The organism is Morganella sp. Je.2.23 (genome assembly GCF_051129855.1).
Lineage (GTDB): Bacteria > Pseudomonadota > Gammaproteobacteria > Enterobacterales > Enterobacteriaceae > Morganella > Morganella sibonii.
Genome location: NZ_JBCPSQ010000003.1, coordinates 259,667 through 286,096, shown reverse-complemented (window position 1 = coordinate 286,096; position 26,430 = coordinate 259,667). Strand labels below are relative to the sequence as shown.

General features: G+C 52.0%; 23 protein-coding genes. 15 read left to right on the top strand and 8 right to left on the bottom strand.

Annotated elements, in window-relative coordinates; all coding sequences use genetic code 11:
* Window positions 1-7 precede the first annotated feature (7 nt).
* The 8 genes from rnz (at window position 8) to AAZR23_RS13495 (ending at window position 9,580) form a co-directional block, all read left to right on the top strand.
* The gene (rnz, locus tag AAZR23_RS13530; RefSeq protein WP_166707147.1) at window positions 8-925 is read left to right on the top strand and encodes a ribonuclease Z; all 918 of its coding nucleotides are present in this window, start codon (window positions 8-10) and stop codon (window positions 923-925) included.
* Window positions 926-1,016: 91 nt separating this feature from the next.
* Window positions 1,017-1,940 carry a LysR family transcriptional regulator gene (locus tag AAZR23_RS13525; protein WP_046895165.1) on the top strand — a complete coding sequence of 308 codons (924 nt, stop codon included), beginning with the start codon at window positions 1,017-1,019 and terminating at the stop codon, window positions 1,938-1,940.
* 324 nt (window positions 1,941-2,264) lie between these two features.
* Window positions 2,265-3,845: an L-lactate permease gene (locus tag AAZR23_RS13520; RefSeq protein WP_434693168.1), complete on the top strand. Its 1,581-nt coding sequence runs from the start codon at window positions 2,265-2,267 to the stop codon at window positions 3,843-3,845.
* Between the two features lie 46 nt (window positions 3,846-3,891).
* Window positions 3,892-5,034, top strand: coding sequence for an FMN-dependent L-lactate dehydrogenase LldD (gene lldD, locus AAZR23_RS13515; protein ID WP_434693166.1), 1,143 nt, complete (start codon window positions 3,892-3,894; stop codon window positions 5,032-5,034).
* 355 nt (window positions 5,035-5,389) lie between these two features.
* Window positions 5,390-6,964 carry a PTS sugar transporter gene (locus AAZR23_RS13510; protein ID WP_166707144.1) on the top strand — a complete coding sequence of 525 codons (1,575 nt, stop codon included), beginning with the start codon at window positions 5,390-5,392 and terminating at the stop codon, window positions 6,962-6,964.
* A gap of 121 nt (window positions 6,965-7,085) precedes the next feature.
* On the top strand, window positions 7,086-7,928 hold the full coding sequence (locus AAZR23_RS13505) for a histidine biosynthesis protein (RefSeq protein ID WP_046895162.1): 843 nt from the start codon (window positions 7,086-7,088) through the stop codon (window positions 7,926-7,928).
* 43 nt (window positions 7,929-7,971) lie between these two features.
* On the top strand, window positions 7,972-8,781 hold the full coding sequence (locus AAZR23_RS13500; RefSeq protein WP_434693162.1) for a Cof-type HAD-IIB family hydrolase: 810 nt from the start codon (window positions 7,972-7,974) through the stop codon (window positions 8,779-8,781).
* A gap of 43 nt (window positions 8,782-8,824) precedes the next feature.
* Window positions 8,825-9,580 carry a DeoR/GlpR family DNA-binding transcription regulator gene (locus AAZR23_RS13495; protein ID WP_166707142.1) on the top strand — a complete coding sequence of 252 codons (756 nt, stop codon included), beginning with the start codon at window positions 8,825-8,827 and terminating at the stop codon, window positions 9,578-9,580.
* A 2-nt stretch (window positions 9,581-9,582) separates the two neighbouring features.
* Here AAZR23_RS13495 and AAZR23_RS13490 read toward each other — a convergent pair whose 3' ends face one another.
* Window positions 9,583-10,260: a DUF421 domain-containing protein gene (locus AAZR23_RS13490; protein WP_182107316.1), complete on the bottom strand. Its 678-nt coding sequence runs from the start codon at window positions 10,258-10,260 to the stop codon at window positions 9,583-9,585.
* 310 nt (window positions 10,261-10,570) lie between these two features.
* On the opposite strand from AAZR23_RS13490, the gene AAZR23_RS13485 reads away from it, so the two are divergent.
* Entirely contained in the window at window positions 10,571-11,080 is a 510-nt protein-coding gene (locus tag AAZR23_RS13485) for a hypothetical protein (RefSeq protein ID WP_112550312.1), read from the top strand.
* A 430-nt stretch (window positions 11,081-11,510) separates the two neighbouring features.
* Complete coding sequence (locus AAZR23_RS13480) at window positions 11,511-13,511, top strand: BCCT family transporter (RefSeq protein ID WP_434693158.1); 2,001 nt, start codon at window positions 11,511-11,513, stop codon at window positions 13,509-13,511.
* 44 nt (window positions 13,512-13,555) lie between these two features.
* Here AAZR23_RS13480 and hpaR read toward each other — a convergent pair whose 3' ends face one another.
* Window positions 13,556-13,993 (bottom strand): homoprotocatechuate degradation operon regulator HpaR, encoded by a 438-nt coding sequence (gene hpaR, locus AAZR23_RS13475; RefSeq protein ID WP_434693155.1) that lies wholly within the window; start codon window positions 13,991-13,993, stop codon window positions 13,556-13,558.
* A gap of 238 nt (window positions 13,994-14,231) precedes the next feature.
* Between hpaR and AAZR23_RS13470 the strand changes: the two genes are divergently transcribed.
* From AAZR23_RS13470 to ggt, 4 genes are all read left to right on the top strand, one after another.
* Window positions 14,232-15,704, top strand: coding sequence for an NAD-dependent succinate-semialdehyde dehydrogenase (locus tag AAZR23_RS13470; RefSeq protein WP_434693153.1), 1,473 nt, complete (start codon window positions 14,232-14,234; stop codon window positions 15,702-15,704).
* 147 nt (window positions 15,705-15,851) lie between these two features.
* On the top strand, window positions 15,852-16,376 hold the full coding sequence (hpaC, locus tag AAZR23_RS13465) for a 4-hydroxyphenylacetate 3-monooxygenase, reductase component (protein WP_052926414.1): 525 nt from the start codon (window positions 15,852-15,854) through the stop codon (window positions 16,374-16,376).
* 593 nt (window positions 16,377-16,969) lie between these two features.
* On the top strand, window positions 16,970-18,439 hold the full coding sequence (dtpB, locus tag AAZR23_RS13460) for a dipeptide/tripeptide permease DtpB (RefSeq protein ID WP_166707137.1): 1,470 nt from the start codon (window positions 16,970-16,972) through the stop codon (window positions 18,437-18,439).
* A gap of 249 nt (window positions 18,440-18,688) precedes the next feature.
* The gene (gene ggt / locus AAZR23_RS13455; RefSeq protein WP_434693149.1) at window positions 18,689-20,452 is read left to right on the top strand and encodes a gamma-glutamyltransferase; all 1,764 of its coding nucleotides are present in this window, start codon (window positions 18,689-18,691) and stop codon (window positions 20,450-20,452) included.
* An 83-nt stretch (window positions 20,453-20,535) separates the two neighbouring features.
* Here the strand turns inward: ggt and AAZR23_RS13450 are convergent, their stop codons facing one another.
* The 6 genes from AAZR23_RS13450 to AAZR23_RS13425 all read right to left on the bottom strand — a co-directional run bounded on the left by AAZR23_RS13450 (window position 20,536) and on the right by AAZR23_RS13425 (window position 25,078).
* Window positions 20,536-21,111, bottom strand: coding sequence for a TerD family protein (locus AAZR23_RS13450; RefSeq protein ID WP_046895150.1), 576 nt, complete (start codon window positions 21,109-21,111; stop codon window positions 20,536-20,538).
* A gap of 63 nt (window positions 21,112-21,174) precedes the next feature.
* Window positions 21,175-21,753 carry a TerD family protein gene (locus tag AAZR23_RS13445; RefSeq protein WP_046895149.1) on the bottom strand — a complete coding sequence of 193 codons (579 nt, stop codon included), beginning with the start codon at window positions 21,751-21,753 and terminating at the stop codon, window positions 21,175-21,177.
* A 42-nt stretch (window positions 21,754-21,795) separates the two neighbouring features.
* Window positions 21,796-22,830 (bottom strand): TerC/Alx family metal homeostasis membrane protein, encoded by a 1,035-nt coding sequence (locus tag AAZR23_RS13440; RefSeq protein ID WP_046895148.1) that lies wholly within the window; start codon window positions 22,828-22,830, stop codon window positions 21,796-21,798.
* A 22-nt stretch (window positions 22,831-22,852) separates the two neighbouring features.
* Window positions 22,853-23,308: a tellurite resistance TerB family protein gene (locus AAZR23_RS13435; RefSeq protein ID WP_046895147.1), complete on the bottom strand. Its 456-nt coding sequence runs from the start codon at window positions 23,306-23,308 to the stop codon at window positions 22,853-22,855.
* Window positions 23,309-23,327: 19 nt separating this feature from the next.
* Complete coding sequence (locus AAZR23_RS13430) at window positions 23,328-24,491, bottom strand: TerD family protein (protein ID WP_166707135.1); 1,164 nt, start codon at window positions 24,489-24,491, stop codon at window positions 23,328-23,330.
* Complete coding sequence (locus tag AAZR23_RS13425) at window positions 24,491-25,078, bottom strand: TerD family protein (protein ID WP_046895145.1); 588 nt, start codon at window positions 25,076-25,078, stop codon at window positions 24,491-24,493. The genes AAZR23_RS13430 and AAZR23_RS13425 overlap by 1 nt, the downstream gene beginning before the upstream one ends.
* Before the next feature lie 293 nt (window positions 25,079-25,371).
* Here AAZR23_RS13425 and AAZR23_RS13420 point away from each other — a divergent pair, with 293 nt between their 5' ends.
* Complete coding sequence (locus AAZR23_RS13420; protein WP_434693144.1) at window positions 25,372-26,430, top strand: ATP-grasp domain-containing protein; 1,059 nt, start codon at window positions 25,372-25,374, stop codon at window positions 26,428-26,430.

Below are 26,430 nucleotides of genomic sequence, written 5' to 3'. Positions count from 1 at the left end.
GAACAACATGGAGTTAATTTTTCTGGGCACCGGTGCCGGTGTTCCGTCGAATGACCGCAACGTCAGCAGCCTGGTACTGGATCTCAAATCATTACAGCGCGGTCTGTGGATGTTTGACTGCGGCGAAGGCACTCAGCATCAGATTCTGAAAAGTCCGGTCAAAATCCCGAAACTTGAAAAAATCTTTATCACCCATCTGCACGGTGACCATATTTTCGGTCTTCCCGGTCTGTTATGCAGCCGTTCTATGGGCGGATGTGAGGAACCACTTACTCTCTTTGGCCCGCAAGGGCTGGCGCAGTTTGTTGAAACTACCCTGACACTCAGCGGCTCATATCTGACCTTTCCGCTGGAGATCATTGAGATAGATGAAGAAGGCGTGATTTATGATGACGGGCAACTGAAAGTCAGCGCTTACTCACTTGAGCACCCGGTAGTCAGCTACGGCTATCGCATTGAAGAATACGATAAACCCGGCGCGCTGGATGCACAGCGCCTGAAAGCCGAAGGCGTCCCCGGCGGTCCGTGGATGCAGACACTGAAACAGGGCGGTGAAGTGACACTGGACGATGGGCGGGTGATCTGCGGGGCGGATTACCTCGGCAAACCGCAGCGCGGACGTCATCTGGTCATTTTCGGGGATACCGCGCCGTGCGAAAATGCACTGAAGCTGGCACAAGGTGCTGATGTAATTGTTCTGGAAGCCACGCTTGACGGCACCATGTCTGAAAAAGCCAACAGCCGCGGGCACTCTTCCACCGTGCAGACTGCGACGCTGGCGCGGGATGCGGGGGTCGGCACGCTGATCGCCACCCATTTCAGCGGACGCTACAATCAGGAAGATTGTGAGCGTTTACTTCGCGGGTGTCAGGCGATTTTCCCGGCCACCGTGTTTGCCTTTGACCATATGGTGTACCCGCTTTAACGCTTGTGTCTCCGGCGTGATTATCACTGTTACACAGATTTTGATATAGTGGATGCTGTTCATTATTTCATTCACTGCCGGAGGTTTTACTATGCTGCCCGCCCACGAGTACGCCAATGATCTGATTTTATTTGCGCTGATTGTGGATTGCGGCTCCTTCAGTAAAGCGGCGGAAATGGCCGGTGTTACCGGCTCCGTGCTCAGTAAGCGGATCGGGCGGCTGGAAAAAGCGCTCGGTGCCCGCCTCCTGTACCGCACCACCCGCAGCCTCTCTGTCACAGAAAACGGCCGTGTGCTGTATCAGCACGCAAAATCCCTCACCGGCCAGGTGCACAGCGCATTACAGGCGGTCAGTGCCAACAGTGATGAACTGACCGGGCTTATCCGTATGTCAGTACCCACTATCTCCGGAGAGCTTGTTCTCAGTGACAGTGTGGCGGAATTCTGCGAAAAATACCCGAATGTGAAAGTGGAAATGCACCTGGAAAACCGGTTTGTTGACCTGGTCAACGAAGGGATCGATCTGGCCATCCGTACCGGTATGATGGGGGACTCCAGCCTGATAGCCCGTCCGCTGATTGATTCTCACTGGGTGATCCTCGCCTCCCCCCGTTATCTGGAAAAACACCCCGCCCCGCAGAACCCGGAAGATTTACTGACACACAACTGCCTGACTTACACCTATCAGCAGAGCGGCACCTCAAACTGGCTGATGCGCCGTCCGGATACCGGTGAAATCTATGAATTACAGGTAAGCGGCAATATCGCCTTCAATAACGCCCGCGCCATCCGCAAAGCACTGCTCAGCGGCCACGGTATCGCCATGGTGCCGCGCTGTATGGTGCATGAGGATCTGGAAGCCGGATTGCTGACCGAAGTCCTGCCGGGTTACAGCGGCAAAAAACTCGGCGTGTACGCGGTTTATCCTTATACCCGCCATCTGCCGGTGAAAATCCGCCTGCTGATCGACCATATTCAGCAGTCATATCAGGCAATCCGCCCTTATTTCGGCTGATATATTCAGAATTGTTATCTGTTTATGGCTCCGGATTAGTCGATTTTTGGAATTTCTCTATTGACCGTTGTGGCCTAATTAATGTGACCCTGTCCTTTCATCATACAAATTAACCAATTAATTTGCTGATAAATAACGTCTTTTTATTTCTTTTTTTCACCCTATTTTCCGCGTTTTTCTTATTTCCTGCCCGTTTTCAATTGTTAAAAAAATGCAGCATAGATAATTCCTTTTGGTTGTGATTAAAATAATTCCGTAATGAAAATTTAACGAATCCTGCATGTAACAAGAATTCCTACAACAATAATAATGTCAGAGGGCTTTATGGCTATTTTTTTCAGTCTTGCACCTATCGTGATGTTAATCTGGATGATGACAAAGCGCCGCAGTATCCCTTCCTGGGTCGCATTACCTTTCACGGCCGCAGTCGTGTTCTGTATCCAGCTGCTCTGGTTTAAAACGGATATCACACTGCTGAGTGCCAATATTATCACCGCCTTTATTTCTGTGCTGACACCGATCACCATCATTGCCGGGGCGATTATGCTTAATAAGCTGATGCAGGTGAGCGGCGCGGAAAATGTGGTACGCAGCTGGCTGGAAAATATCAGCCCTAATCCGGTGGCACAGCTGATGATTATCGGCTGGGCATTCGCCTTTACCATCGAGGGCGCAAGCGGGTTCGGTACTCCGGCCGCTATCGCCGCACCGATTCTGGTCGGCCTGGGCTTCCCGGCAATGCGTGTCGCCCTGCTGACGCTGGTGATGAACTCCGTCCCGGTTTCTTTCGGCGCTGTCGGCACCCCGACCTGGTTTGGTTTTGCCAACCTCGGACTGAGTGAAGAGAGTGTTTATCAGATAAGCCACTACTCCGCACTGATCCACTTTGTGGCAGCATTTGTGATCCCGCTGCTGGCGCTGCGTTTTATCGTCAGCTGGCAGGATATCCGCCGTAATATCGTATTTATTCTGATCAGCGTTCTCGCCTGTACCGTGCCGTATCTGCTGCTGGCACAGATCAACTATGAGTTCCCGGCGCTGCTCGGCGGGGCAATCGGTCTGGGTATCTCCGTGGTCACTGCACGCGCCGGTATCGGCCTGACCCGCACCGAGCAAAAAACAGAGAAAAAAGTGATCCCGTTCGGGCAGGTAATCAAAGCGATGACTCCGACCCTGCTGCTGATCGGTATTCTGATTGTTACCCGTATCCACCAGCTTGGCCTGAAAGGGCTGCTCAACAGCACTAACGTGATTTGGGAAGGCACCCTGGGTTTCCTCGGCCATATCACGCTGAGTGATGCCCTGATTGTCCGTCTGAGCAACGTATTCGGTACTCCGGCGGCGGCAGATTATAAAACGCTGTATGTCCCGGCGCTGATCCCGTTCTTCCTGGTCGTGCTTATCGGCATTTTCCTGTTCGGCCTGAAACGGACACAGGTAAAAACCATGTTTGTACAGACCGCACAACAGACTAACAAACCATTTATTGCCCTGTTTGGCGCGCTGATTATGGTCAATCTGATGATGCAGGGCGGCGAAAATGCGCCGGTTTACATTATCGGCCGCTCTCTGGCGGGAGCCACCGGCGAGAGCTGGATCTATTTCGCCTCTTACCTCGGCGCACTCGGCTCGTTCTTCTCCGGCTCCAATACCGTATCCAACCTGACGTTCGGCGGTATCCAGCAGTCGATTGCGCAAACCACCGGGCTGAATGTCAATTTAACCCTGGCGCTCCAGTCTGTCGGCGGTGCGATGGGGAACATGGTGTGTCTGAATAATATTATCGCTGTCTGTACGATCCTCGGCATTACCAACGCCGAAGGATCAATTATCAAAAAGACAGTGATTCCGATGTTTATCTACGGCGTGATTGCCGCCGTGATGGCACTGATACTGACCCTGTAACCGGGCACAGTGCTGAGTTTGTTACATACATATACAGGTATTTAAGATGATTATTTCCGCTTCAACAGACTACCGGGCGGCCGCCGAATCCAGACTGCCTCCCTTCCTGTTTCACTATATTGACGGCGGGGCGTATGCCGAGCATACCCTGAAGCGCAATACGGCGGATCTGGCGGATATCGCCCTGCGTCAGCGGGTGCTGCGCGATATGTCTTCTCTCAGTCTGGAAACAGAACTGTTCGGGGAAAAACTGGCGATGCCGGTTGCGCTGGCACCGGTCGGGCTGACCGGGATGTACGCCCGGCGCGGTGAAGTGCAGGCGGCAAAAGCAGCGGCGAATAAAGGTGTCCCGTTTACCCTCTCCACGGTATCCGTGTGTCCGATTGAGGAAGTTGCCCCGGCGATTGAGCGCCCGATGTGGTTCCAGCTCTATGTGCTGCGCGATCGCGGTTTTATGAAAAATGCCCTTGAGCGCGCCAAAGCCGCCGGGGTCAAAACGCTGGTCTTTACCGTTGATATGCCGGTGCCGGGAGCGCGTTACCGTGATGCTCATTCCGGGATGAGCGGCCCGAATGCCGCCATGCGACGTGTGCTACAGGCAATGGTTCATCCGCGCTGGGCGCTGGATGTCGGCGTGCTCGGTAAACCGCATGATCTGGGTAATATCTCTGTCTACCGCGGTGCTCCGACCAAACTGGAAGATTATATCGGCTGGCTGGGCGCGAACTTCGATCCGTCCATTTCCTGGAAAGATCTGGAATGGATACGCGAGTTCTGGGAAGGCCCGATGATTATCAAAGGAATTCTGGATCCGGAAGATGCAAAAGACGCGGTACGCTTCGGTGCGGACGGTATTGTGGTGTCAAACCACGGCGGCCGTCAGCTCGACGGTGTGCTCTCTACCGCCCGCGCCCTGCCTGCCATTGCTGATGCGGTAAAATCGGATATCACGATTCTGAGTGATTCCGGGATCCGCAACGGCCTTGATGTGGTACGGATGCTGGCGCTGGGAGCAGATTCAGTCCTGCTCGGCCGTGCCTTTGTTTACGCCCTGGCGGCACAGGGACAGACGGGGGTCGAAAACCTGCTGGATCTGATCGATAAAGAGATGCGCGTGGCAATGACGCTGACCGGCGCAAAAACCATCCGCGATATCACCCGCGATTCGCTGGTGAATCTGCCCGCCTGATCCGCTTTTTTACTTTTCTTCTGAAGCCACTCTCCGGAGTGGCTTTTTTGTTTTGTGTGGTTTCCGTGTGTAATAAGTCCAGTTAATTATGATCAAATTCACACAAAACAACATAAAGCAAAATAATTAGTTAATAATTAAATAGCATAAAATAAAACAAAAATCGTAGCTTTAAGTTTGTAACACTAAAAAACTTCCTGTTTAACACCACTTCACCTTAATCGAATCCATTCAGCGGTTATTTAATAAACAACACGCCTTATTTAGATGTGTTGCTTTACGTTGTTATACCAAGCAATATCAACAAAAAACAACAATAAGTCGTTACTTACCCTGAACCCCCTGAGGTCCGATTATGAAAAAAATTGTCATACTGGGCAGTAGTGGCGGGAACCTGTACAACCTCGGTGGTGCAGATCCTGAAAAACTTCTGAGCGAAATCTACACGCAATGTCAGTCCGCCGGTATTTCTGTTGCTGCGGTGCAGTTTATTGCAGCACAGGCGTCGATGGATGTTGCCAAACCCACTACCGCCGCCGCGGTCTACACCCTGACAGACGCAGATGCCGTACCTGCAATCACGTTCTCCGGCACTCTGGCGGAAGTCAACGATGCAGTGCGCGGCAGTGATGAACAGATTGCCCGGCTGATAGAACAGGGCGATATCGACGGCATCATTATTATGAGCGGCGATCCGCACAACGCCAACCGTCTCGCACTTCAGGCCGCAGCAGAAAAGAAAGTACCGATCGCCGGGACCGGCGGTACCTCTATGGCTCATATCGCCGCTGCCGGTGCCAATGTGATTGCCACTTCCGGAACCACCGGTACCACCAGCAGAACCCGGGCGATCTCGTTTATCTCCTCGCTGTGCAAACACTGGGGGATTAAATTCCGTCCGGTTCTGGGCAGTGCAGGCAGTGCCGGCGGGCCGTCTGATAAGAGCCTGCTTAAGCGGATGAATATCCGCGGCATTATGATCCCCGCCCTGCCCGGCTTTATTGCCATGGCGATTGTGCTGGCGCTGAGTCATATCCCGGGGCTGGAAAGCCTGGATGCGATTTTCCAGCTGCTGCTCAAAGGGCTGCCGGTGATTGTGGCGGTGATTGCAGCCAAACAGGTTTCCGAGCTGGATGAAGTCTCTATTGTTTCCGGGGTCGTCGCCGGGGTGCTCTCTGTCGAGGGCGGGCTGATTGGCGGGATCGCAGGCGGGATCATGGCGGGTATTTTTGTCCGTTACCTGTTTGCGCTGTGTATCAGCTGGAAATTCCCGATGACCACCGTGAACATTGTGGCGGGCGGGATTTCAGGTCTGGCCGCCGGTCTTATTATGTTTTACTTCCTCAGTCCGCTGGCACTGCTGGCCGGTAACTACATCAAACTGGCGCTGGAAAGCACCCTCGCGTTCAGCCCGGTACTGGCGGGTCTGCTGGCGGGTCTGGTTATCTGGCCTGCGATCCTCGGCGGTGTGTATCACGCGGTGATCCTGCCGCTGGTGCTGCTTGAGATGGAAAAAACCGGCGTCAGCTTCCTCGGCGCGGTGGATATGGTCGGGCTGGTGATGGTGGCAGCAGGGATTAACCTGGCAAACGTCATTGCCCCGCGTGAACGCAGTGAAGCAGCGGTTGCCGCACCGGGACTGCTGATCAATATGGGATTCGGGACCTTTGTGGAATCGGCATATCCTTTCATGTTTGCCAACAAAATCGTGTTCGGCGGTGCCATTCTTTCCGCCGGGATCGGCGGCATGATGCTCGGTATGTTTAATGTCAAAGGGGTGGCGTATGTACCAGCGTTTGCCTCTCCGTTCTTATCCAGTAATGCACTTTACATGGCGCTGACCATGACCGTGATTCTGGTTTTAACCTGCACCATTACTGTCATCGCCAACCGTTTCAGTGCCGTGACAACCGCGAAAGCAGCAGGCTGATGCAAAGACTACACAGCAAATAGTAAGTGTGAAAAATATCACACGCCAACACCAGGGCTTTATTAAAACGGCACCTCCGGGTGCCGTCACACAAAATATAAAAAAGTAATAAGAGGTTGATATGTTTATAGGTGATATGAATAAAAAACGTGCACAGGCGATGGCGAAAGTCAGAAATGCGATTGCGCTGCACAACGGACAAACGCTGCTCAGCACTGGCATCACCGGTGACGACGCGCGACTGGCGAAAGCTGTGTGTGATGCCGGGGTCAAAATGCTGGAGCCGAATCATCCGGCGCTGGCACTGGCACGCGGGCACAGAGGCGTGAATAACATGCACGCCGCCGAGCAGATCCGCCATGAGATCTCCACCGCACAGATGGCGGAAGCCGTTAACGGTATCCGTAATGTTATCCCGGATGATGTCTTTATTACTGTCGGGATCGCCGGCGGATTCACCGAAACCATCCCCGTGCCGGTGACAGAAGAGGATATTTTACAGATCGCCCGCGCCGGAGCAGACGGCCTGCACACCCATAAATCCACCTTTGAAGATCTGGCGGATATTGTCAATCTTGCGCATCGCTTCGGCCTGACCGTGGATGCTTACATTGGTCACCCTGACGATCTGCACACCTTCGGTATTCCGGCGGAAACCCCGGAAGACGTCGCGGAAGTGGCGAAGAAAATGGAAGCCATCGGCGTGGATATGATTGGCCTGATGACAGGGATGAGCTACGAGGGTGTGGCTGCGGGTGAAATTCCTGATCAGATTAAAGCCCGCCTGAAAGCGCTGGTGGGAGCGGTCAGTGTACCGACACTGGCAGAAGGCGGTATTAACGTCGCCAATGCCAAAGCATTTAAAGAAACCGGGGTGAATATTCTGGTGGTCGGCACCGCAATTGATAACGTGGTGTGTCAGGCGGCCGCACAGGTCACTCAATCCTTCATTCATCACGACTGACCGGCATTCCCGGGCGGGGGCTCCGCTCCCGCTGAGGCTTTTTATGACAACACTGGCTATCGATCTCGACGGCACCCTGCTGCACCCGGATAATATGATTTCAGAGGCTAACCGCCGGGCACTGCTGGCGCTGCCGCCGGAAACAGATATTGTGATTTGCTCTGCCCGCCCGCTGCGGGCGATTTTGTCTCTGATGAACAGTGCCGGGCTTCTTCCGGTACTCCGGGCTATCGGGGCCTGCAACGGCGCGGTGATTTATGACTGCCGCACGCAATCCGTCCTGAGCCGGACGAGCCTGTCTCCGGCCATGTTATCCCCGCTGCGGAATGTTCTCACCACCGGCTGGCATGCATTCAGTGAAGATGCCCTGCTCTGTCCGCCCGGAGAAATATCAGAATACACAATCCATGAATCTGAATTATTCGGGTTGCCAATGCATACCATGGCTGCTGACAATATTCTCAGCCGGGCAGATATCATCAAAATCACCCTGTGCGGAGAGGCAGAAACACTTCTCTGCCGGGCAAACGCATTACGGCCGCAGTTACCTGCGGACATCAGTGCTTTCTTTACTGATCAGCACTATTTTGAACTGGTTCCGGCGTCGGTCAGCAAAGGAAATATCCTGCATATACTGGCGGCACGCGGTATTCTCCGGCCGGGAACCATTATGGCCATCGGAGATCAGGAAAATGATCTCTCTTTATTTGCCGCAGCAGATATCCGTGTGGCGATGGGCAATGCCGTTCCGGCACTGAAGCAGGCCGCCGGATACATTACCGCTGACTGCCGGGAAGATGGCGTTGCTGCCGCACTTCAGCATTACAGGGCGGCATTTCGCAACGGTGCATAATGCGCTAATATTGTTCATGTTTACGAGTGTGATGAGAACGGTCATGAATCCGATAAAAAGAAAGGAATATATCCTCGATCTGCTGAATCAGAAAGGCGAGGTCAGTGTGCAGGATCTTGCTGACACGCTGAATGTCACCTCTGAGACGATCCGCCGTGATCTCTCTATTCTGGAGAAAGAGGGCGAGATCATCAAAATCCACGGCGGGGCAATGAAGAAAAAGAGTGTCAGCGAAGGCAGCTTTGAGCAGCGGCTGGAACTGAACCGTGAGGAAAAAATGGCACTCGCACGGTATGCCGCCGGGCTGATTTCCGAACACGATACACTGTATATCGATTCCTGTTCGACAACACTGTTGTTTTCCGCGCAGTTACCGGCCATTGCGTTTACCGTTTTCACCAACTCTGCCCTTATCGCGGATAAAATCACCTCACAAAATCCGCTGGCAAAAGTCTATGTGCTGGGTGGTGAATACAGCCATGAATTCCGCGCCAACCTGGGCGCAAAAACCCTGCATGAGATTGATCATATCTATGCGGATTTCGCCTTTGTCGGCGCGGGCGGTGTGCGCGATGAAGGTATTCTGGTCAAAAGTGTTGAGGAAGGAATGATTGCACGAAAAATGCTGGAGAAAAGTAAGCAGAAAATTATTCTGGCCGACTCCAGCAAATTCGGCCAGCAGGGAATTTTAAAAATCGCGGAAATTGCCGTTATCGACAAAATCATCTGTGATAATAAATGGCAGAAAGCACACGAATTCTGCGAAAAATATCCGGAAAAAGTCGTTATCGTGCCGTAATCTTACGACTGTGATGGTTCGCGGTGATGGCCGGTCATCCGCCCGTCTTTCATCACCAGGTTGAGGCTGCCGTTATAAAACTCCGCCAGGAACACGGTCTCAGGATCATCAATGCCCTGCTGTTTCAGGTGGTCTGCCAGCCACTCCTCATCATGACCGATCTGTTCCAGCTCATGTTTGCGCGGCACGCCGTCCTTCATCACGATGACAGACGGCATTTGTGACTGGTCACAAATCACCGTCAGCTGACCGTCCGGCTCTATCTGCGCATAATATACATCACGGAATGAATAGATCCCCTGTGAATGCATGCGGGAAGTGATATTCAGAATATCGATTTTATTGCGCTTCTCATGAATGCTGTCCATGATAAACGCCCCGTTTTTAATAATCGGGATCGGGTTACCGATAGTTACCGCCCGCAGGACATTGATATGCTTACTGACCCAATTGATTATGCTGATAAAACTCACGCCCATCAGCAGTATAATAATATATTGCGTCAGCGGAATAGTATCACTGTAAATAACCCCGCCGATAATGCCGCCCAGTACAAAGTTTCCGATAAAATCAACCGGTGTCATTTGTGATAATTGGGTTTTACCGGAGAGATTCATGTGCGTTAACACAATAACAAAGCCGATGATAAATTTAACAATAACCAGAAGATAATATGTCATGGTATTTCCTTACACAGACAAACGACGCTAACCAACTGAAATAAAACACGTTACTATGTTACGCTTATAAGATTACATTCTGTATTGATATTACCGGATATTTTTATGCAGCGGGATATTATTTTATGGCGTTACGGATAAATTACCCTCAGCACTATACAACCGGTGCTTCATTTTCTATGCTGAAAGGGATAACGCTGACAGAAAATTATATCTGTCAGCAGACTGCCTGATTTTATTATATACTCAATGATCACGGACACGATGTTATCCGGTTATTTTACTCAGTATTGCTGAAGAGGAGTTAATCATGAAGAAAGCATTATTAAGTTCACTCATCCTTGCAGGGGTATTCGCACTGGCCACCGGCTGTGACGACAGCAGCAAAACCGACCCTGCGGCGCAAAAAGCACAGGAAGGCGCTGCGCAGATAAAAGAAGCCGCTGAACAGAAAACAGATGAACTGAAGCAGGATGCCAAAGACGCAGCAGATAAAACAGAGCAGAAAGCCGCAGAACTGAAACAGGACGCCACAGAAGCCGCCGGTGATGCCAAAGAAAAAGCCGGAGCGGTAATGGCTGATGCGAAAGAGAAAGCCGGCGAAATCCGTGATAATGCCGATGCCAAAGCGGATGAACTGAAGAAAGAAGCGGATGCCCTGCTGGCTGACGCCAAAGATAAAGGCGAAGACGCCAAAAAAGCCGCGGAAGAAAAAGCCGCAGAGCTGAAACAAAAAGCGGATGAAGCCAAAGCCGCCGCTGATAAAAAAATTGATGAGCTGAAACAGGATGTCTCAGAAAAAACCGGGGATGCTCAGTAAAGACTGAACACGTAATATCCCGTACCTGTCTGTAAAACAGCCGTCAGCCGGAAACAATCTGTGTTTCCGGCTTTTTTATTGCGTTATTTCAGAGACTTTACAGACTTCCGCAACGAAAATTCACAGATAAAAATACCTCTGTTTTCCGCCGGAAAGCAGGATGACTTGCCGCAGAGTGACATTTTTGGCACTATAATCCTCTTTTTTTCACCAACAGGGGAAATAAAATCTGATATCACCGTTTTTTTTCCCGCAGGTTTAGCCTGTATTCATTTCTGTTTTTTCTGATCTCCCGCTGACTATTCTGCCGGGGTTTCTATTTTACCGCTACGCAGCCGCGTACCGTTTTCAGAAGGAAAATCTGACGCTTTGGTGCAGTACACCCCTTTTTACTGCCGGCGTTATCTGCAACTGATAAAAGGAATAATTCATGAGTCATCAGGACACTGAACAATCCTCAAAAAAAATGAAGATTAATCCGCCGGTTTTTTATATTTCGGCCCTGGTTATTCTCCTGATTGTCGGCTTTGCCGCCCTGTTTCCCCAGACGGCGGATATACACCTTAAAGCCCTTCAGACCAGCCTGTTTAAAAATGCCAGCTGGTTCTATATTCTCGCCGTCGCCCTGATTTTACTGAGCGTCACCTTTATGGGACTGTCCCGTTTCGGTGATATTAAACTCGGCCCTGACCACGCCCGTCCGGCGTACAGTTATATTTCCTGGTTTGCCATGCTTTTCTCCGCCGGTATGGGGATCGGGCTGATGTTCTTTGGTGTCGCCGAACCGGTGATGCACTATCTTTCCCCGCCTGTCGGCACACCGGAAACGGTTGAAGCGGCAAAAGAGGCCATGCGCCTGACCTTCTTCCACTGGGGGTTACACGCCTGGGCTATTTACGCGGTTGTGGCGCTGATCCTTGCGTTTTTCAGCTACCGCCACGGCCTGCCGCTGACACTGCGCTCCGCGCTTTACCCGATTATCGGTGATCGTATTTACGGTGCAGCCGGTCATGCGGTGGATATTTTCGCCGTGGTCGGTACCGTCTTCGGGGTCGCAACTTCCCTCGGTTTCGGCGTGTTACAGGTGAATGCCGGGCTGAATCATCTGTTCGGCCTGCCGCAGACCGAAACCGTTCAGGTGGTGCTGATTGTGGTGATCACCTCACTGGCCACGCTGTCGGTAGTATCCGGTCTGGATAAAGGCATCCGTTTTCTGTCAGAACTGAACCTCGGTCTGGCGGTTCTGCTGCTGATTATGGTTGGTGTGTTAGGCCCGACGGTACTGCTGCTGAAATCCTTTGTTGAGAACACCGGCGGTTATCTTTCTGAAATCGTCAGTAATACCTTTAATCTCTTCGCCTATGAGCCGAAATCCGATGATTGGCTGGGTGGCTGGACGCTGCTTTACTGGGGCTGGTGGCTGTCATGGTCGCCGTTTGTCGGAATGTTTATTGCGCGGATTTCACGCGGGCGCACCATCCGTGAATTTGTCTTCGGCGTGTTATTTGTCCCGGCGGGCTTTACCCTGCTGTGGATGACGTTCTTCGGTAACACCGCTATTGATCTGATCAAAAATCAGGGTGCCACTGCACTTGCAACAGTCGTGAAAGAGGACGTATCACTGGCGCTGTTCCAGTTCCTTGAGTATTTCCCGTTCTCCACGGTGCTTTCATTCTTTGCCATGCTGATGGTGATTGTCTTCTTTGTGACTTCCGCTGACTCCGGCGCGATGGTTGTGGACACCCTCGCCTCGGGCGGGGATACACACACCCCGGTCTGGCAGCGGATTTTCTGGGCCGGACTGATGGGCGTGGTAGCCATCACTCTGCTGCTGGCGGGGGGATTATCTGCCCTGCAAACCGTGACTATCGCCAGTGCTCTGCCGTTTGCCGTCGTACTGTTATTCTCAATTTACGGACTGATTAAAGCACTGCGGATTGATGTGCATAAACGCGACAGCCAGCAGCTGGCGACGATTGCACCGACCGCAAGCCGCAATCCGATCCCGTGGCAGCGCCGCCTGCGTAATATCGGCTATTTCCCGAAACGTTCGCTGGTTAAGCGCTTTATTGATGAAGTGGTGTCAGAGGCGATGGAGATGGTGTCGCAGGAGCTGGAAAAACAGAGCACCCCGAGCCATATCGACCGCAGCCGTGATGACAGGATCACCTTTGAGGTCGATCTGGGCGATGATATGAACTTTATCTATGAAACCCGCCTGCGCTATTACAATCAGCCTTCTTTTGCGCTGTCCGGTATGACGGATGAGGAAAAAGATGAGGAGCACCGCTATTACCGCGCTGAAATTCATCTGAAAGAGGGCGGACAGGATTATGACATCATGGGCTGGAACAAGGAGCAGATCATTCATGACATCCTTGACCAGTATGAAAAACATATTCACTTCCTGCATCTGCTCGGCAAGAAATAAATCTGTCACTGAAACTGCGCCGCCCATCTGAGCGGCGCTTTTTTTTATTCTTTTTCTTCACCGCCGTCACGCTGCGGCAGTGCCACCAGGTCATCCAGCAGCGCATAGAGCTGGCGTACCTTCTCCGGCGTGAACTGTAATTCCAGCGCCTGATAACCGGTCTCCACTTCCGCCTGAACACGGTGATACAGCGCCGTGCCTTCATCAGTCAGGGAGAGATAGAGTTTGCGCTGATCACTGAGGGGCTTGAGACGATGAATAATGCCCGCTTTTTCCATCCGTGTCAGAATGCCGGTCAGGCTGGGACGCAGAATACAGCTTTTCTGTGCCAGGAGATGAAAATCGAGTGACGGGGTCTTAGCCAGTATGCGGATAATCCGCCACTGCTGCTCTGTCAGCCGGTGTGCTTTCAGGGTCGGGCGAAAGTAGCCGAGGACCACTTCACGGGCCTGCAAAAGGGCGATAAGTAATGATTCATGCATAATGGGTAATTTCTCCGCGATGTGCTCACATCATAAACATCGACGTTATCAAAAAAAGGCGCAATTTTATCGGGAAAATGCGCAATCAGATATCCTCTGTTAGAATAAAAAGTATATCAGCCACAAAGACCCAAAGGACTCTCCTTTTATTAACGCTATATTAACAATAAATCAATGGTCTTCTGCTGATATCTCAGTGCCCTCATCACTTTTTTGAGAAAACGCAACGGAGCTCTCTATGTTCACCTCATCGTTAACCGATCCTTCCTTTTCCCTGCTGCACACCGGCGGCTATATCAATGGTCAGTGGACCGATGCACAGGATAAGGCCACGTTTGATGTGACCAACCCGGCCACCGGCGGGCTGATTACCCGCGTCAGCGACCTCGGCGCACACGAAACCCGGCTTGCCATTGCCGCCGCCGAAAATGCCCTGCCGGGCTGGCGCGCACTGACGGCCAAGGCCCGTGCGCAGATTCTGCGCCGCTGGTTTGATCTTGTCATGGAGAATCAGGAGGAACTGGCACAGCTCCTGAGCCTGGAACAGGGTAAACCGCTGGCGGAATCACGCGGGGAAATCGCCTACGGCGCAAGTTTTATCGAATGGTTTGCCGAAGAAGGCAAACGCGTGTACGGCGAAACTATTCCGGCCACACAGAGCGGACAGCGGATCGCCACTATCCGCCAGCCGATCGGGGTGGTCGGTGCTATCACACCGTGGAACTTCCCGAATGCCATGATCACCCGCAAAGCCGCACCGGCACTGGCAGCAGGCTGTACCATGGTGCTGAAACCGGCGGCTGAAACGCCGCTCTCAGCTCTGGCACTGGCTGCGCTTGCTGAGCAGGCCGGTATTCCGGCCGGGGTGTTTAATGTTGTCACCGGACTTGATGCAGCCGCTATCGGCGGTGAACTGACCGCCAGCCCGGTCGTGCGCAAAATTTCCTTTACCGGCTCCACCCGCGTCGGCAAGCTGCTGATGGCGCAGAGTGCGGAGACAGTTAAAAAACTTTCTCTCGAACTGGGCGGTAACGCACCGTTCATTGTATTTGATGATGCCGATCTTGATGCGGCGGTTGCCGGTGCCATGGCCGCCAAGTTCCGTAACAGCGGACAAACCTGTGTCTGTGCCAACCGCCTCTATGTGCAGGATGGTGTGTATGACGCTTTTGCCGCCAAACTGGCAGAGGCGGTCAGCGCGCTGCATGTCGCACCTTACACGGATGAAAATGCACAGCAGGGCCCGCTGATTAATGAAGCAGCAATCCGCAAAGTCAGTGAGCATATCGCAGATGCGGTCAGCAAAGGTGCAACGGTTCTCAGCGGCGGTAAACCGGCGGCACAGGGCGGATTATTTTTTGAGCCGACTGTACTGACCGGTGTCACACCGGACATGCTGGTGACCCGCGAGGAAACCTTCGGCCCGCTGGCACCGCTGGTGCGTTTCCGTGATGAGGAAGAAGCCATCCGTGCGGCAAACAACAGTGAGTTCGGTCTGGCAGCCTATTTCTATTCCCGTGATATCAGCCGCGTCTACCGCGTGGCGGAAGCGCTGGAGGCCGGGATGGTCGGTATTAATGAAGGGATTATTTCAACGGAGGTCGCACCGTTCGGCGGTATCAAGCAATCCGGCCTCGGCCGTGAGGGCTCTCGTCACGGTATTGATGACTATCTGGAAATCAAATATCTCTGCTTCGGCGGTATCCGTTAATTTCCGCTGATCACCTCATGCGGCTGCCTCTTCCGGCGGCCGCATTTTCTGACTCTCCCTTGTATTTTTCCCCGGCTATCATTAGACTGCGTATCATTCGCAAATAAGCAACAATTGCGTCACATTTTTATCCCACCGGGAGTTGGTATGTCTTTGGATAATTCACAGCGTCTGTTATTCCGCGACGCAATGGCGACACTCTCCGCTGCCGTCAATATTGTCACCACCGACGGCGATGCCGGACGCGGCGGGCTGACCGCCACCGCAGTCTGCTCTGTCACCGATACCCCGCCGACACTGCTGGTGTGCATCAACCGCAGCAGTGCGCTCAGTGAGGTGTTCAGAGCCAACGGGCGGCTGTGTGTCAATGTGCTCACCCATGAACATCAGGCACTGGCCTGTGATTTTGCCGGGATGACCGGCCTGAGTATGGATGCGCGTTTTGCCGGTGATCACTGGCAATCCGGAGAACTGGGACAACCCTGCCTTCACGGTTCGCTCGCCTGTCTGGAGGGTGTGGTGACTCAGGTTCAGGAAATCGGCACGCATAATATCTTTATGGCTGAGATCCGCAATATCGGTGTCCGCGACGAAGGACACGGTCTGATTTATTTCCGCCGGGATTTCCGTACTGTCGAAACCGGTGATATCCCCGCTGCTGCTGTTGCCTGATCCCCTTTCATTCTTATCATAAGTTTGTCAACGGCCTGATTCGTTAACACATATTGTGTTAACGAATGAAATTGCTGACAAAGCAGGATAAAACGTGGTTTTTCCTGCTTTGTGTTATCAGCCGAAAATCAATAAATTGATTTTCCAGGTTTATTTTCACAACCTCTGCCGGTCGTCGCCACCCCCCTGCGGGTTTGTCAACGGCCTGATTCGTTAACACATATTGTGTTAACGAATCATTATTCATCAGAAAAATAACTGTTACAAATTGTCATATTTAATTCCGTCCCGCGCCGGACAACAGAATAAATAACCATCAATCTGCTCAATCTGCCATCAACAAAACCATTGCAGAGTAATTATTGATGTCAATCTAATGAATTTTATTTCAATTATGATATTAATTATTGCAGTAAGTGTGATCTGTCTTTGAGATGCTCAGCAGGCAATATATTAGTCTGAGCCCTTTGGCAAATACCCTGACAAATACGCAAACACTCAACCTTACGCAAGAGTTTATCTTTTAGCTTTGCCTCCGCGATGCCGGGAAGGCTTTTGCGTGATGAATAATTATTAATAAGAGGCATTAAACCATGAGTAAACCCGCGCAGGTTGGATTGTTTAACCAACCTAAGCCATTCTTCATGATTTTTATCGTGGAGCTGTGGGAACGCTTCGGCTATTACGGTGTGCAAGGCATCCTGGCCGTCTACTTCGTTCAGAAACTGGGATTCAGTCAGGAACAGGCATTTATCACCTTCGGGGCATTCGCCGCGCTGGTATACGGTCTGATCTCTATCGGTGGTTACGTCGGTGACCATGTCCTCGGTACCAAGCGGACCATCATCTTAGGGGCCATCGTGATGGCTGTCGGTTATTTTATGACCGGCCTGTCTATCATGCACCCGGATCTGATTTTCTACGCACTGGGTACCATTGCTGTCGGTAACGGCTTATTCAAAGCTAACCCGGCCAGCCTGCTGTCAAAATGCTATGCACCGAAAGACCCGCGTCTGGACGGGGCATTCACCCTGTTCTATATGTCGATCAATATCGGCTCCCTGATTTCCCTGTCACTGGCACCGGTTATCGCGGACAAATACAGCTATACCGTCACCTATAATATCTGTGGTATCGGCCTGCTGATCGCCCTGGCGGTCTTCCTGTTCTGCCAGAAAATGGTGAGCAATATCGGTTCCGAGCCGGATCACAAACCAATGAAATTCGGCAGCCTGCTGGTGGTTATCGCCGGCAGTGTGGCAACCGTCTTCCTGTGCGCATGGTTACTGCATAATGTTATCATTGCCAACTATGTGTTACTCGCCGTTACCGCCGTGGTTATCTTTTTCTTCTTCCGCGAAGCATTCAAACTGAAAGGTGTTGAGCGGAACAAGATGTATGTCGCGTTCGTTCTGATGCTGGAAGCCGTTATCTTCTACGTGCTGTACGCACAGATGCCGACCTCACTGAACTTCTTCGCTATCTATAACGTGCATCACACCATTATGGGTATTGATGTGCATCCGGTCAGTTTCCAGGCGCTGAACCCGTTCTGGATTATCGTACTGAGCCCGGTTCTGGCTTACTTCTACAGTAAAATGGGTGCGCGCGGCAAAGACTTCTCAATGCCGGGTAAATTCACCATCGGTATGTTCTGCTGCTCCGCCGGTTTCCTGACTGCTGCCGCATCCGGTATGTGGTTTGCGGATGCGACCGGTCTGACATCACCGTGGTTTATCGTGCTGGTTTATTTCTTCCAGGCAGTCGGTGAGCTGATGATCAGTGCGCTGGGTCTGGCGATGGTTGCTGCGTTCGTTCCGCAGCACCTGATGGGCTTTATTCTCGGGATGTGGTTCCTGACTCAGGCAATGGCAACACTTCTGGGCGGTTATGTGGCAACCTTTACAGCACCGCCTGAAGGCGTGACTGACCCGCTTCAGACACTCGGTATCTACACCGATGTATTCGGTAAAATCGGTATCGCAACAGCCGTTGCCGGCCTGATTATGTGGGCGATTGTACCGAAACTGAATAAAATCATGAAAGAAGAAAAAACAGCCTGATTGTGTTAACCGGTGCTGTGCAGACAGCACCGGTTACCGTCATGTTTGCGTAATGACAAGCTGTTCTTCAGGACCCGGACTATCCGGGTTTTTTATTATTTCCCCGCCCTGCTTTTCCGTCCGGTTTCACATTTTTCCGCACATCATTTCTCAAATATTTGTATCCCTGCTATACGTTAATTAACCATTAATTAACAAATAATAAATCAATACATCATAAAAATACCTGCAAAACCGACGGAGATAATAATGATAACCCCATGGCGAACACCTGTTCTTTTGCTCTCTCTGCTGCTTTCCCCGCAATTATATGCCGCTTCCGAACCTGCCGTTGAGGCCCGTAACGGGATGGTGGTGTCTTCCCAGCATCTGGCATCACAGGCCGGTGCAGACATTCTGAAAGCCGGCGGTAACGCGGTGGATGCTGCGGTAGCTGTCGGTTATGCCCAGGCGGTGGTGAATCCCTGCTGCGGTAATATCGGCGGCGGTGGCTTTATGACACTGCATCTGGCAGACGGTAAAAACATTTTCATCAATTTCCGTGAGACTGCCCCGGCCTCAGCTTCAGCGGATATGTATCTCGATAAAGACGGGAATCTGATCAAAGATGCCAGCCTGTTCGGCTACCTTGCCGCCGGGGTTCCCGGAACCGTTAAAGGGCTGGATTACGCCCTGGAGAAATACGGCACCATGAAACGGGAGCAGGTGATGGCGCCGGCGATTAAGCTGGCCCGGGAAGGATTTATCCTGACCCGCGCGGATACTGATGTGATGGATACCACCACAGCCCGCTTTAAGCAGGACCCGGAAGCAGCACGGATTTTCCTTAAACCTGACGGTTCTGCATTTCAGCCGGGCGACCGCCTGGTTCAGACCGATCTTGCCAATACCCTGGAGCGTATCGCCAAAGAGGGCCCGTCCGCCTTTTACGAGGGTGAAATTCCGCAGTTAGTGGAAAAAGCATCTCAGGCCGGGGGCGGTAAGCTGACAGCCAAAGATTTTGCGGATTACACGATTGCAGAGGTCGCACCGGTGACCTGTACTTATCGCGGGTATGAATTTATTTCCGCCCCGCCGCCGAGCTCCGGCGGTGTCACCATCTGCCAGACGCTGAATATTCTGGAAGGTTATGATCTGAAAGCGATGGGCTTTAACTCGGCGGATTATATCCATACGCTGACCGAGGCGATGCGCCACTCTTATATGGATCGTAATACCTTCCTCGGTGACCCGGCGTTTGTGAACAATCCGACCGAAAAACTGACCAGTAAAGCCTATGCGGAAGAGCTGCGCAAAGAAATCATTCCGGGTAAAGCCACGCCTTCCGCTCAGGTGCAGCCGGGTACCGGTCCGCATGAAAAACCGGAAACCACACATTATTCAGTAGTGGATAACAAAGGTAACGCAGTTTCCACCACCTATACCATCAACGGCCGTTTCGGTGCGGTGGTGATCCCGCCGGGCACCGGTTTCTTCCTCAATGATGAAATGGATGATTTCACCACCAAAATCGGCGAGAAGAATATGTATGGCCTGGTTCAGGGTGAGCGCAACGCGATTGCCCCGGGCAAACGCCCGCTTTCTTCCATGAGCCCGACTATTGTCACCAAAGACGGCAACATATTCCTGGTACTGGGTTCACCGGGCGGTTCACGGATTATCTCCATTACCTTACAAACGGCACTGAATATTATCGATCACGGTATGGCGCCGCAGGAGGCGGTAAATGCACCGCGTATTCACCATCAGTGGCTGCCGGATGAGGTGTATTACGAGCAGCGCGGTGTATCAAAAGACTCACTGAATCTGCTGGATAAAATGGGTTATAAAATGGTTGAGCAGACACCGTGGGGTGCTGCTGAGCTGATCATGGTGGGATTACCGGGTGCCGCCGGGGTCAGTGCAGACTCTTCCGGCAATGATGCCGCCGTATCCGGCAAGGTACGGGAAGGTTATTTATACGGTGCCAATGATGTGCGCCGTCCGGCCGGAGAGGCAGCAGGAGTCGAATAATCTCCCGGCCGGATCTGTAAACGCAGTATGCCCTGTCCGTTACGGACAGGGCATTTTTTACTGCAGCCAGCTGATATTAATAATTAAATATTAACACCGTGCTGTGATGCTAATGCCGCCAGACCACCGGCAAAGCCCTGGCCGACTGCTTTGAATTTCCACTCTGCGCCGTGGCGGTATAATTCACCGAAGACCATCGCGGTTTCTGTTGATGCATCTTCAGACAGATCAAAGCGGGCAATTTCAGTACCGTTATCATTATTGCAGATACGGATGAAACTGTTGCTGACCATACCGAAGTTCTGTTTACGTCCTTCCGCATCGTAAATCGTCACGGAGAAAACCAGTTTTTTCACCTCTGCCGGGAGAGTATTCAGGCTGATTTTCACCTGCTCATCATCACCGTCGCCTTCACCGGTACGGTTATCGCCCTGGTGTTCCACCGCGCCGCACGGGCTGGTTTTATTATTAAAGAAGATGAAATGACCATCGGATAATACTTTTCCGTCATCACCGACCATAAATACCGATGCGTCGAGGTCAAAATCCTGACCATCAGTCACACGCGCATCCCAGCCCAGACCAACCATTGCTACGCTCATTGACGGGGCTTCTTTGGTCAGGGAGACGTTACCACCTTTTGTAAGAGAAACTGCCATTTTCGGACTCCTGCTGCGGATTATTATAAAGAGGGCTGATTCTCAGCCCGCTGAAAGAAATTATCAGGACGCATTAATACCGTATTGCGCACAGACGGATGACAGACCACCGGCATAGCCCTGCCCGACGGCACGGAATTTCCACTCGGTGCCGTGACGGTAGAGTTCACCAAACAGCATAGCGGTTTCGGTGGACGCATCTTCCGTCAGGTCATAACGGGCGATTTCCGTATTGGTGTCATCATTGACCAGGCGGATAAACGCACCGGACACCTGGCCGAAGCTCTGGCGGCGGGTCTGCGCATCATGGATGGTGACCACGAAGACGATTTTATCGATCTCTGCCGGAATCATATCCAGTTTGATAATCAGGGATTCATCGTCACCATCGCCCTGGCCGGTACGGTTGTCGCCGGTATGGGTGACAGAGCCGTCAGTCGAACGCAGGTTGTTATAGAAAATAAAGTCTGCATCACCGCGCACTTTACCGGCTGCTGTCAGCAGGAACGCGGAGGCATCAAGGTCAAAATCCTGACCATCTGTGGAACGAACATCCCAGCCTAAGCCTATCAGGACGTTTTTCATTGAAGGGGCTGTTTTACTCAGCGACACATTACCACCTTTAGAAAGAGAAACGCTCATTTCACTTACTCCTTAGTTAAATCAGTGACGGGTGGCGGATAATTACTTATCCGCATTTTCCGTTTTTTCCGGGAACATAAAGCTGGCGATGATACCGAGTGCCAGAACCCCGAGCACGACGAACAGGCTGCTGGTGGCCGAAATATGTAATCCGTGCCCCCAGAGGCTGTCTGTTGCATTCAGACCCAGTTTCACCGCGATAAAGAACAGCAGCGCAATAACCGCTTTTTCCAGGTGAACCAGGTACTGCTTCAGTGCTTCCAGGACAAAGTACAGGGTACGCAGGCCGAGAATCGCAAACATCATGGCACTGTAAACAATCAGCGGCTCACGGCTGACGGCGATAATCGCCGGTACAGAGTCAAACGCAAACATCACATCGGACAGTTCCACTACCGCCACACACAGCATCAGCGGCGTGGCATACAGTGCGGCTTTTTGACCGCGGCCGATAGTGACGTCTTTGTTCTCCGGTTTTGCCAGTTCGGCATCCACTTCTTTCTGCGTCAGCAGGAAAGCGTGTCCGCTCAGTTTCGGCCAGATAGGGAACAGTTTTTTCACCATCCGGTAAGCAATGTGCTGCGAGTAATCTTCTATCTCATCCTGCTCTTCGCGGTTCCGCAGCATCATGACAGCGGTCCATGCAACGATCAGGGCGAAAATCACTTCCACATACGGCCCCAGGCTCAGCAGACCGGTACCTATCGCCACGAAAATCCCGCGGAAAACGATAGCCCCGATAATCCCCCAGTACAGAACACGGTGGCGGAAACGATCCGGAACCGAGAACCAGGAGAAAATGGCCATCATCACAAACAGGTTGTCGACGGACAGTACTTTCTCAAGCGCATAACCGGTGACAAACAGGCTCGCGACTTCTGAACCGTGGTGGATATACAGAAACCCGGCAAAACCCATTGCCACAGCAACCCAGAAAACAGACCAGATTGCCGCATTTTTCAGTGAAACCGGCTTATCGCCCCGGTGCATAAACAAATCAAGAAAAATCGCACCGATAGCGAGGACGACGAAAACGGTAACTGTTTCCATCGGAAAACCGATATGTGTTGATTCCATAATTAACCCTTAGGTATAAAAATCAGAGACCAAATTCTGCCGGGTCAAACCCCAGCGCTGCAGCGATCTCTTTTACTGCTTTCTGCTCATCCTGGTCGAAGTCACCATCACTCTTCGCGACCGCAATCCCGACACGCACCGCTAACTGCGCTGCTTCCGGCTGATCCTTCAGCGCCAGGATATATTTCATGGTTTCACCTTTTCCGATTTCCATGTCGAAATCGAAACTGGTCACCAGTTTGTTGAAAAACGTAATTACTTCTTCGGTTTCAAATACTTTCAGTTCTTCGGAGGACTTCAGAAAACCAATCATTTTCTGTTTTTCTTCCGCGCTTACCCCGTCACTGGAAACCGCAATACGGGCACAGACTGCAATTGTACCTTCCATAAACTTACGGTTTCTGAAACGACTGACCTGTTTTGTCAGTTCTTCGCGGCCTGAATTAAACGCATTTTTGACCCGGTTCAGTATACTCATTGCTGTATCCTCAATTAAATTATTTCGAGCCGGCTTTCCAGCGGAAACCCCACCCGAACGCTTCGTCCATATCGCTTTGATTTTTGAAGAAACGGTTAAGACGCTCAACTTTGATCGCCCCGTTCTCATTGACCAGGCGGGCAATCGCGCACATGGTGCGGCGGTTATCCCCTTCTGTCAGCCGGGTTTCCACCGGCGGCTGCTCCGGTACAAAGACCGTGACCACGCCATCTGTTTTATCCCAGCTCGGTACGCCCTGGTAAATAAAGGCGTAGATAAGGATCTGGCGGATATGTTTCCATTCGCCGCCGTTAATATGCAGCCACTCACCTTCAGACACCGAGCCGGTGCGATCATCACCCTGCAGCTGAATAAACGGTTCGCGGCGGTAATCACCAAATGCATTACCCAGCGCCTGAATCACGGATTTCTGACCATTTTGTAATTCAACAAATGCGCCCAGATCCAGGTCGATACCTTTGTTGCCGCCACCGAATACATTGCTGAGAAAACCACCGGAACTGCTGCTCTGCGCTTCCCGGTGCCAGTTCAGATTAATGCGGATTTCACCGAAGTTATCCCGCTTGCTCAGACTGATTGACGGCTTCTCTTTACTCAGCGATATCTTGCTTAAACTGATTTTGCTTTCTGCCGGTTTTGGTGCCGGCGCAGGTTTTGGTGCCGGCTCAGCGGCCACATCCACCCCGAAATGTTCCGCCAGCGGTTGCAGCCCGCCGTTGAAACCCTGGGCAACAAAGCGGAATTTCCACTCATTATTACGACGGTACAGTTCGCCGAGGATCAGTGCCGCTTCCTGACGACCTGCGGTATCCACATTGCCGCTGAGCAGTTTTTCCTGATCCGCATCAACCTGCACTTCCAGGCTGCGCAGTCCGGCAACAGTCTGTCCGCCGTCACAGGTGACCACAAATGCCACTTTCTGCACATCCTGACGCAGACGGCTGAGATCAACCGTAAAGACGGTATTGTTACCGTTCTGCTGCCAGCTGATGGTGCTGTCATCATTCTGCGGCTGGCCGTAAAAGACCATGTCCGGGTCACCTTTCACTTTGCCGTCAGCGTACAGGCGGAAAGCAGAAGCATCCGCCGCCGCGCCGGACAGCACCGTAATCCGCAGTGTTTTCAGCGGAACGGGCGCGTTCGCCCCCGGCGTCATAGTCATCAGCGCACCACCGTACTGACAATGTCAGAAGACATATCATCAATAGTGCGGCCACGGCACGCAGCACCGTGTGCGGTAAAGTTCCACTCACCGCCGCTGCGGCACAGGGAGGCAATCACAATACCGGTATGTGAGCCCTGCTCATTCAGCTGATAACGCACCAGCTCTTTACCGCTCTGATCCAGCACACGGCAGAAGGCATTTTCCACATCATTAAATGTCTGGCCGCGGAAGCTGTTCACGGTAAAGGCCAGATATTCGGTATTCTGCGGCAGACGGTTCAGATCCACGCGGATCACTTCATCATCACCGTCACCCTCACCGGTCAGGTTATCCCCTTCATGAACCACCGATTTGCAGTCTGATTTCAGTTTGCGGAACCAGATGGTATCGAGAATACGACCGTCTTTATCCAGCAGAATGCAGCTGGCATCCAGATCGATTGAGTCGTTACCGCCGCCGAACAGCGAACCGAGAAAACCTTTCTTTTTCTGAACAGGATCCCAGCCGAGGCCGAAATGCAGCTGATTTAAAGCGGCTGATGCCTTGCTGAGAGATACCGTCTGATTCTTCGTCAGTGAAACCATATTTTATTCCTTAAACGGGAGAGGAACCCCGGTGACAGGTACACGTTATAATGAATTTTGAAAAATCATATCATGACGGAGTTCTTTGGCAAGATATATTTCACATAAAATTAATAAACAAATAAAAACAAATAGTTAAATAATCAAAAGTAACTTAAAAAACTATGTGTTATGTCAGATTTCGTCAGCTTATCTTCAATAACAACATAATCATAATATGATTGACATGTTGAGTAATCATAAATAAACTCCCTCCCAATCTATCGGATAAAACAGAACAGGAATAAACAAAAATGGCGCATGCAATCTGGCTGACGGAAGGTCTCTCTTCCCAGCGTGATCTGATCCGGAATATCAGGCTGTTCGCGCAAACATTACAGGTTGATCTCACGATATTTGCCTCTCACCGGCAGCCCCGTCATGAGATCCTGTCAGAAGCCGGTTTCTCGCTGACTGAACCGGCTGACGATAATGCCCGGCTGGCGTTTATTCTGTCTGTTACGAAAAAATACGGTATTCAGGCCATCCACGCCGGACGGAATACCCCGTGGTTTGAAACGCACAGAAACACTATCACCGCCTCCGGCGCCCGGCTGACAACCGGTGTCGTTTCTCTGTCTGATTACGCCGTGGCGGATGATAAAGCCCGGTTTGCCGCTGAAATGGCATCACACGGTCTGCCGGTCGTACCTTCGGTACAAATCACGTCCGCCGCACAACTGCGTGATGCACTGACTGACTCCCCGTTTCCGGGACTGCCGCTCTGTATCAAACCGGTACAGGGTATTTATGGCACCGGTTTCTGGCAGTTTGATGACAAAGCATCACCGATGGCGATGTTCAGCCATCCTGAACGGCGGATCACCACACCGGAGCAGTACCTGTCCGCATTCGGCAGTACCGGAAAATGCGTCCCTCAGGTACTGATGCCCTGCCTGCCCGGCCCGGAGTATTCTGTGGATATTCTGGCTGATCGCGGAGAGGTCCTGGCGGCTGTCGCGCGGCGGAAAGAAGGTTCCCTGCAATACCTTGAACATGATGGTCCCGCATTTGAGCTGGCCTGCGCCTGTGCGCGGGTGATGAACGCTGACGGGCTGGTGAATGTGCAGACCCGCCATGACCATCACGGGCAATCGCTGCTGCTTGAAATCAATATGCGGCCGTCCGGCGGCATCGGCTATACCGCACTGAGTGGTGTGAATCTGCCGGGACTGTTTGCCCTGTACCAGCTTGGCCTGCTCAGCGCGGATGAAGTCAGAGAATATGACCGCACTGCATTTCGTCCGGCGGTTGTCCGTCCCCTGACCGAAGCCGTCAGCTACCCGTCTTCCCTGAATAATGCAATACACTGA

Coding starts and splice junctions, on each gene's coding strand:
- AAZR23_RS13430 (WP_166707135.1), bottom strand. CDS start 24,491: ATGACTATGACGCCGGGGGCGAACGCGCCCGTTCCGCTGAAAACACTG.
- lldD (WP_434693166.1), top strand. CDS start 3,892: ATGATTATTTCCGCTTCAACAGACTACCGGGCGGCCGCCGAATCCAGA.
- AAZR23_RS13500 (WP_434693162.1), top strand. CDS start 7,972: ATGACAACACTGGCTATCGATCTCGACGGCACCCTGCTGCACCCGGAT.
- AAZR23_RS13480 (WP_434693158.1), top strand. CDS start 11,511: ATGAGTCATCAGGACACTGAACAATCCTCAAAAAAAATGAAGATTAAT.
- AAZR23_RS13525 (WP_046895165.1), top strand. CDS start 1,017: ATGCTGCCCGCCCACGAGTACGCCAATGATCTGATTTTATTTGCGCTG.
- AAZR23_RS13470 (WP_434693153.1), top strand. CDS start 14,232: ATGTTCACCTCATCGTTAACCGATCCTTCCTTTTCCCTGCTGCACACC.
- AAZR23_RS13440 (WP_046895148.1), bottom strand. CDS start 22,830: ATGGAATCAACACATATCGGTTTTCCGATGGAAACAGTTACCGTTTTC.
- AAZR23_RS13445 (WP_046895149.1), bottom strand. CDS start 21,753: ATGAGCGTTTCTCTTTCTAAAGGTGGTAATGTGTCGCTGAGTAAAACA.
- hpaR (WP_434693155.1), bottom strand. CDS start 13,993: ATGCATGAATCATTACTTATCGCCCTTTTGCAGGCCCGTGAAGTGGTC.
- rnz (WP_166707147.1), top strand. CDS start 8: ATGGAGTTAATTTTTCTGGGCACCGGTGCCGGTGTTCCGTCGAATGAC.
- dtpB (WP_166707137.1), top strand. CDS start 16,970: ATGAGTAAACCCGCGCAGGTTGGATTGTTTAACCAACCTAAGCCATTC.
- AAZR23_RS13505 (WP_046895162.1), top strand. CDS start 7,086: ATGTTTATAGGTGATATGAATAAAAAACGTGCACAGGCGATGGCGAAA.
- AAZR23_RS13510 (WP_166707144.1), top strand. CDS start 5,390: ATGAAAAAAATTGTCATACTGGGCAGTAGTGGCGGGAACCTGTACAAC.
- AAZR23_RS13425 (WP_046895145.1), bottom strand. CDS start 25,078: ATGGTTTCACTGACGAAGAATCAGACGGTATCTCTCAGCAAGGCATCA.
- AAZR23_RS13485 (WP_112550312.1), top strand. CDS start 10,571: ATGAAGAAAGCATTATTAAGTTCACTCATCCTTGCAGGGGTATTCGCA.
- ggt (WP_434693149.1), top strand. CDS start 18,689: ATGATAACCCCATGGCGAACACCTGTTCTTTTGCTCTCTCTGCTGCTT.
- AAZR23_RS13450 (WP_046895150.1), bottom strand. CDS start 21,111: ATGGCAGTTTCTCTTACAAAAGGTGGTAACGTCTCCCTGACCAAAGAA.
- hpaC (WP_052926414.1), top strand. CDS start 15,852: ATGTCTTTGGATAATTCACAGCGTCTGTTATTCCGCGACGCAATGGCG.
- AAZR23_RS13490 (WP_182107316.1), bottom strand. CDS start 10,260: ATGACATATTATCTTCTGGTTATTGTTAAATTTATCATCGGCTTTGTT.
- AAZR23_RS13495 (WP_166707142.1), top strand. CDS start 8,825: ATGAATCCGATAAAAAGAAAGGAATATATCCTCGATCTGCTGAATCAG.
- AAZR23_RS13520 (WP_434693168.1), top strand. CDS start 2,265: ATGGCTATTTTTTTCAGTCTTGCACCTATCGTGATGTTAATCTGGATG.
- AAZR23_RS13420 (WP_434693144.1), top strand. CDS start 25,372: ATGGCGCATGCAATCTGGCTGACGGAAGGTCTCTCTTCCCAGCGTGAT.
- AAZR23_RS13435 (WP_046895147.1), bottom strand. CDS start 23,308: ATGAGTATACTGAACCGGGTCAAAAATGCGTTTAATTCAGGCCGCGAA.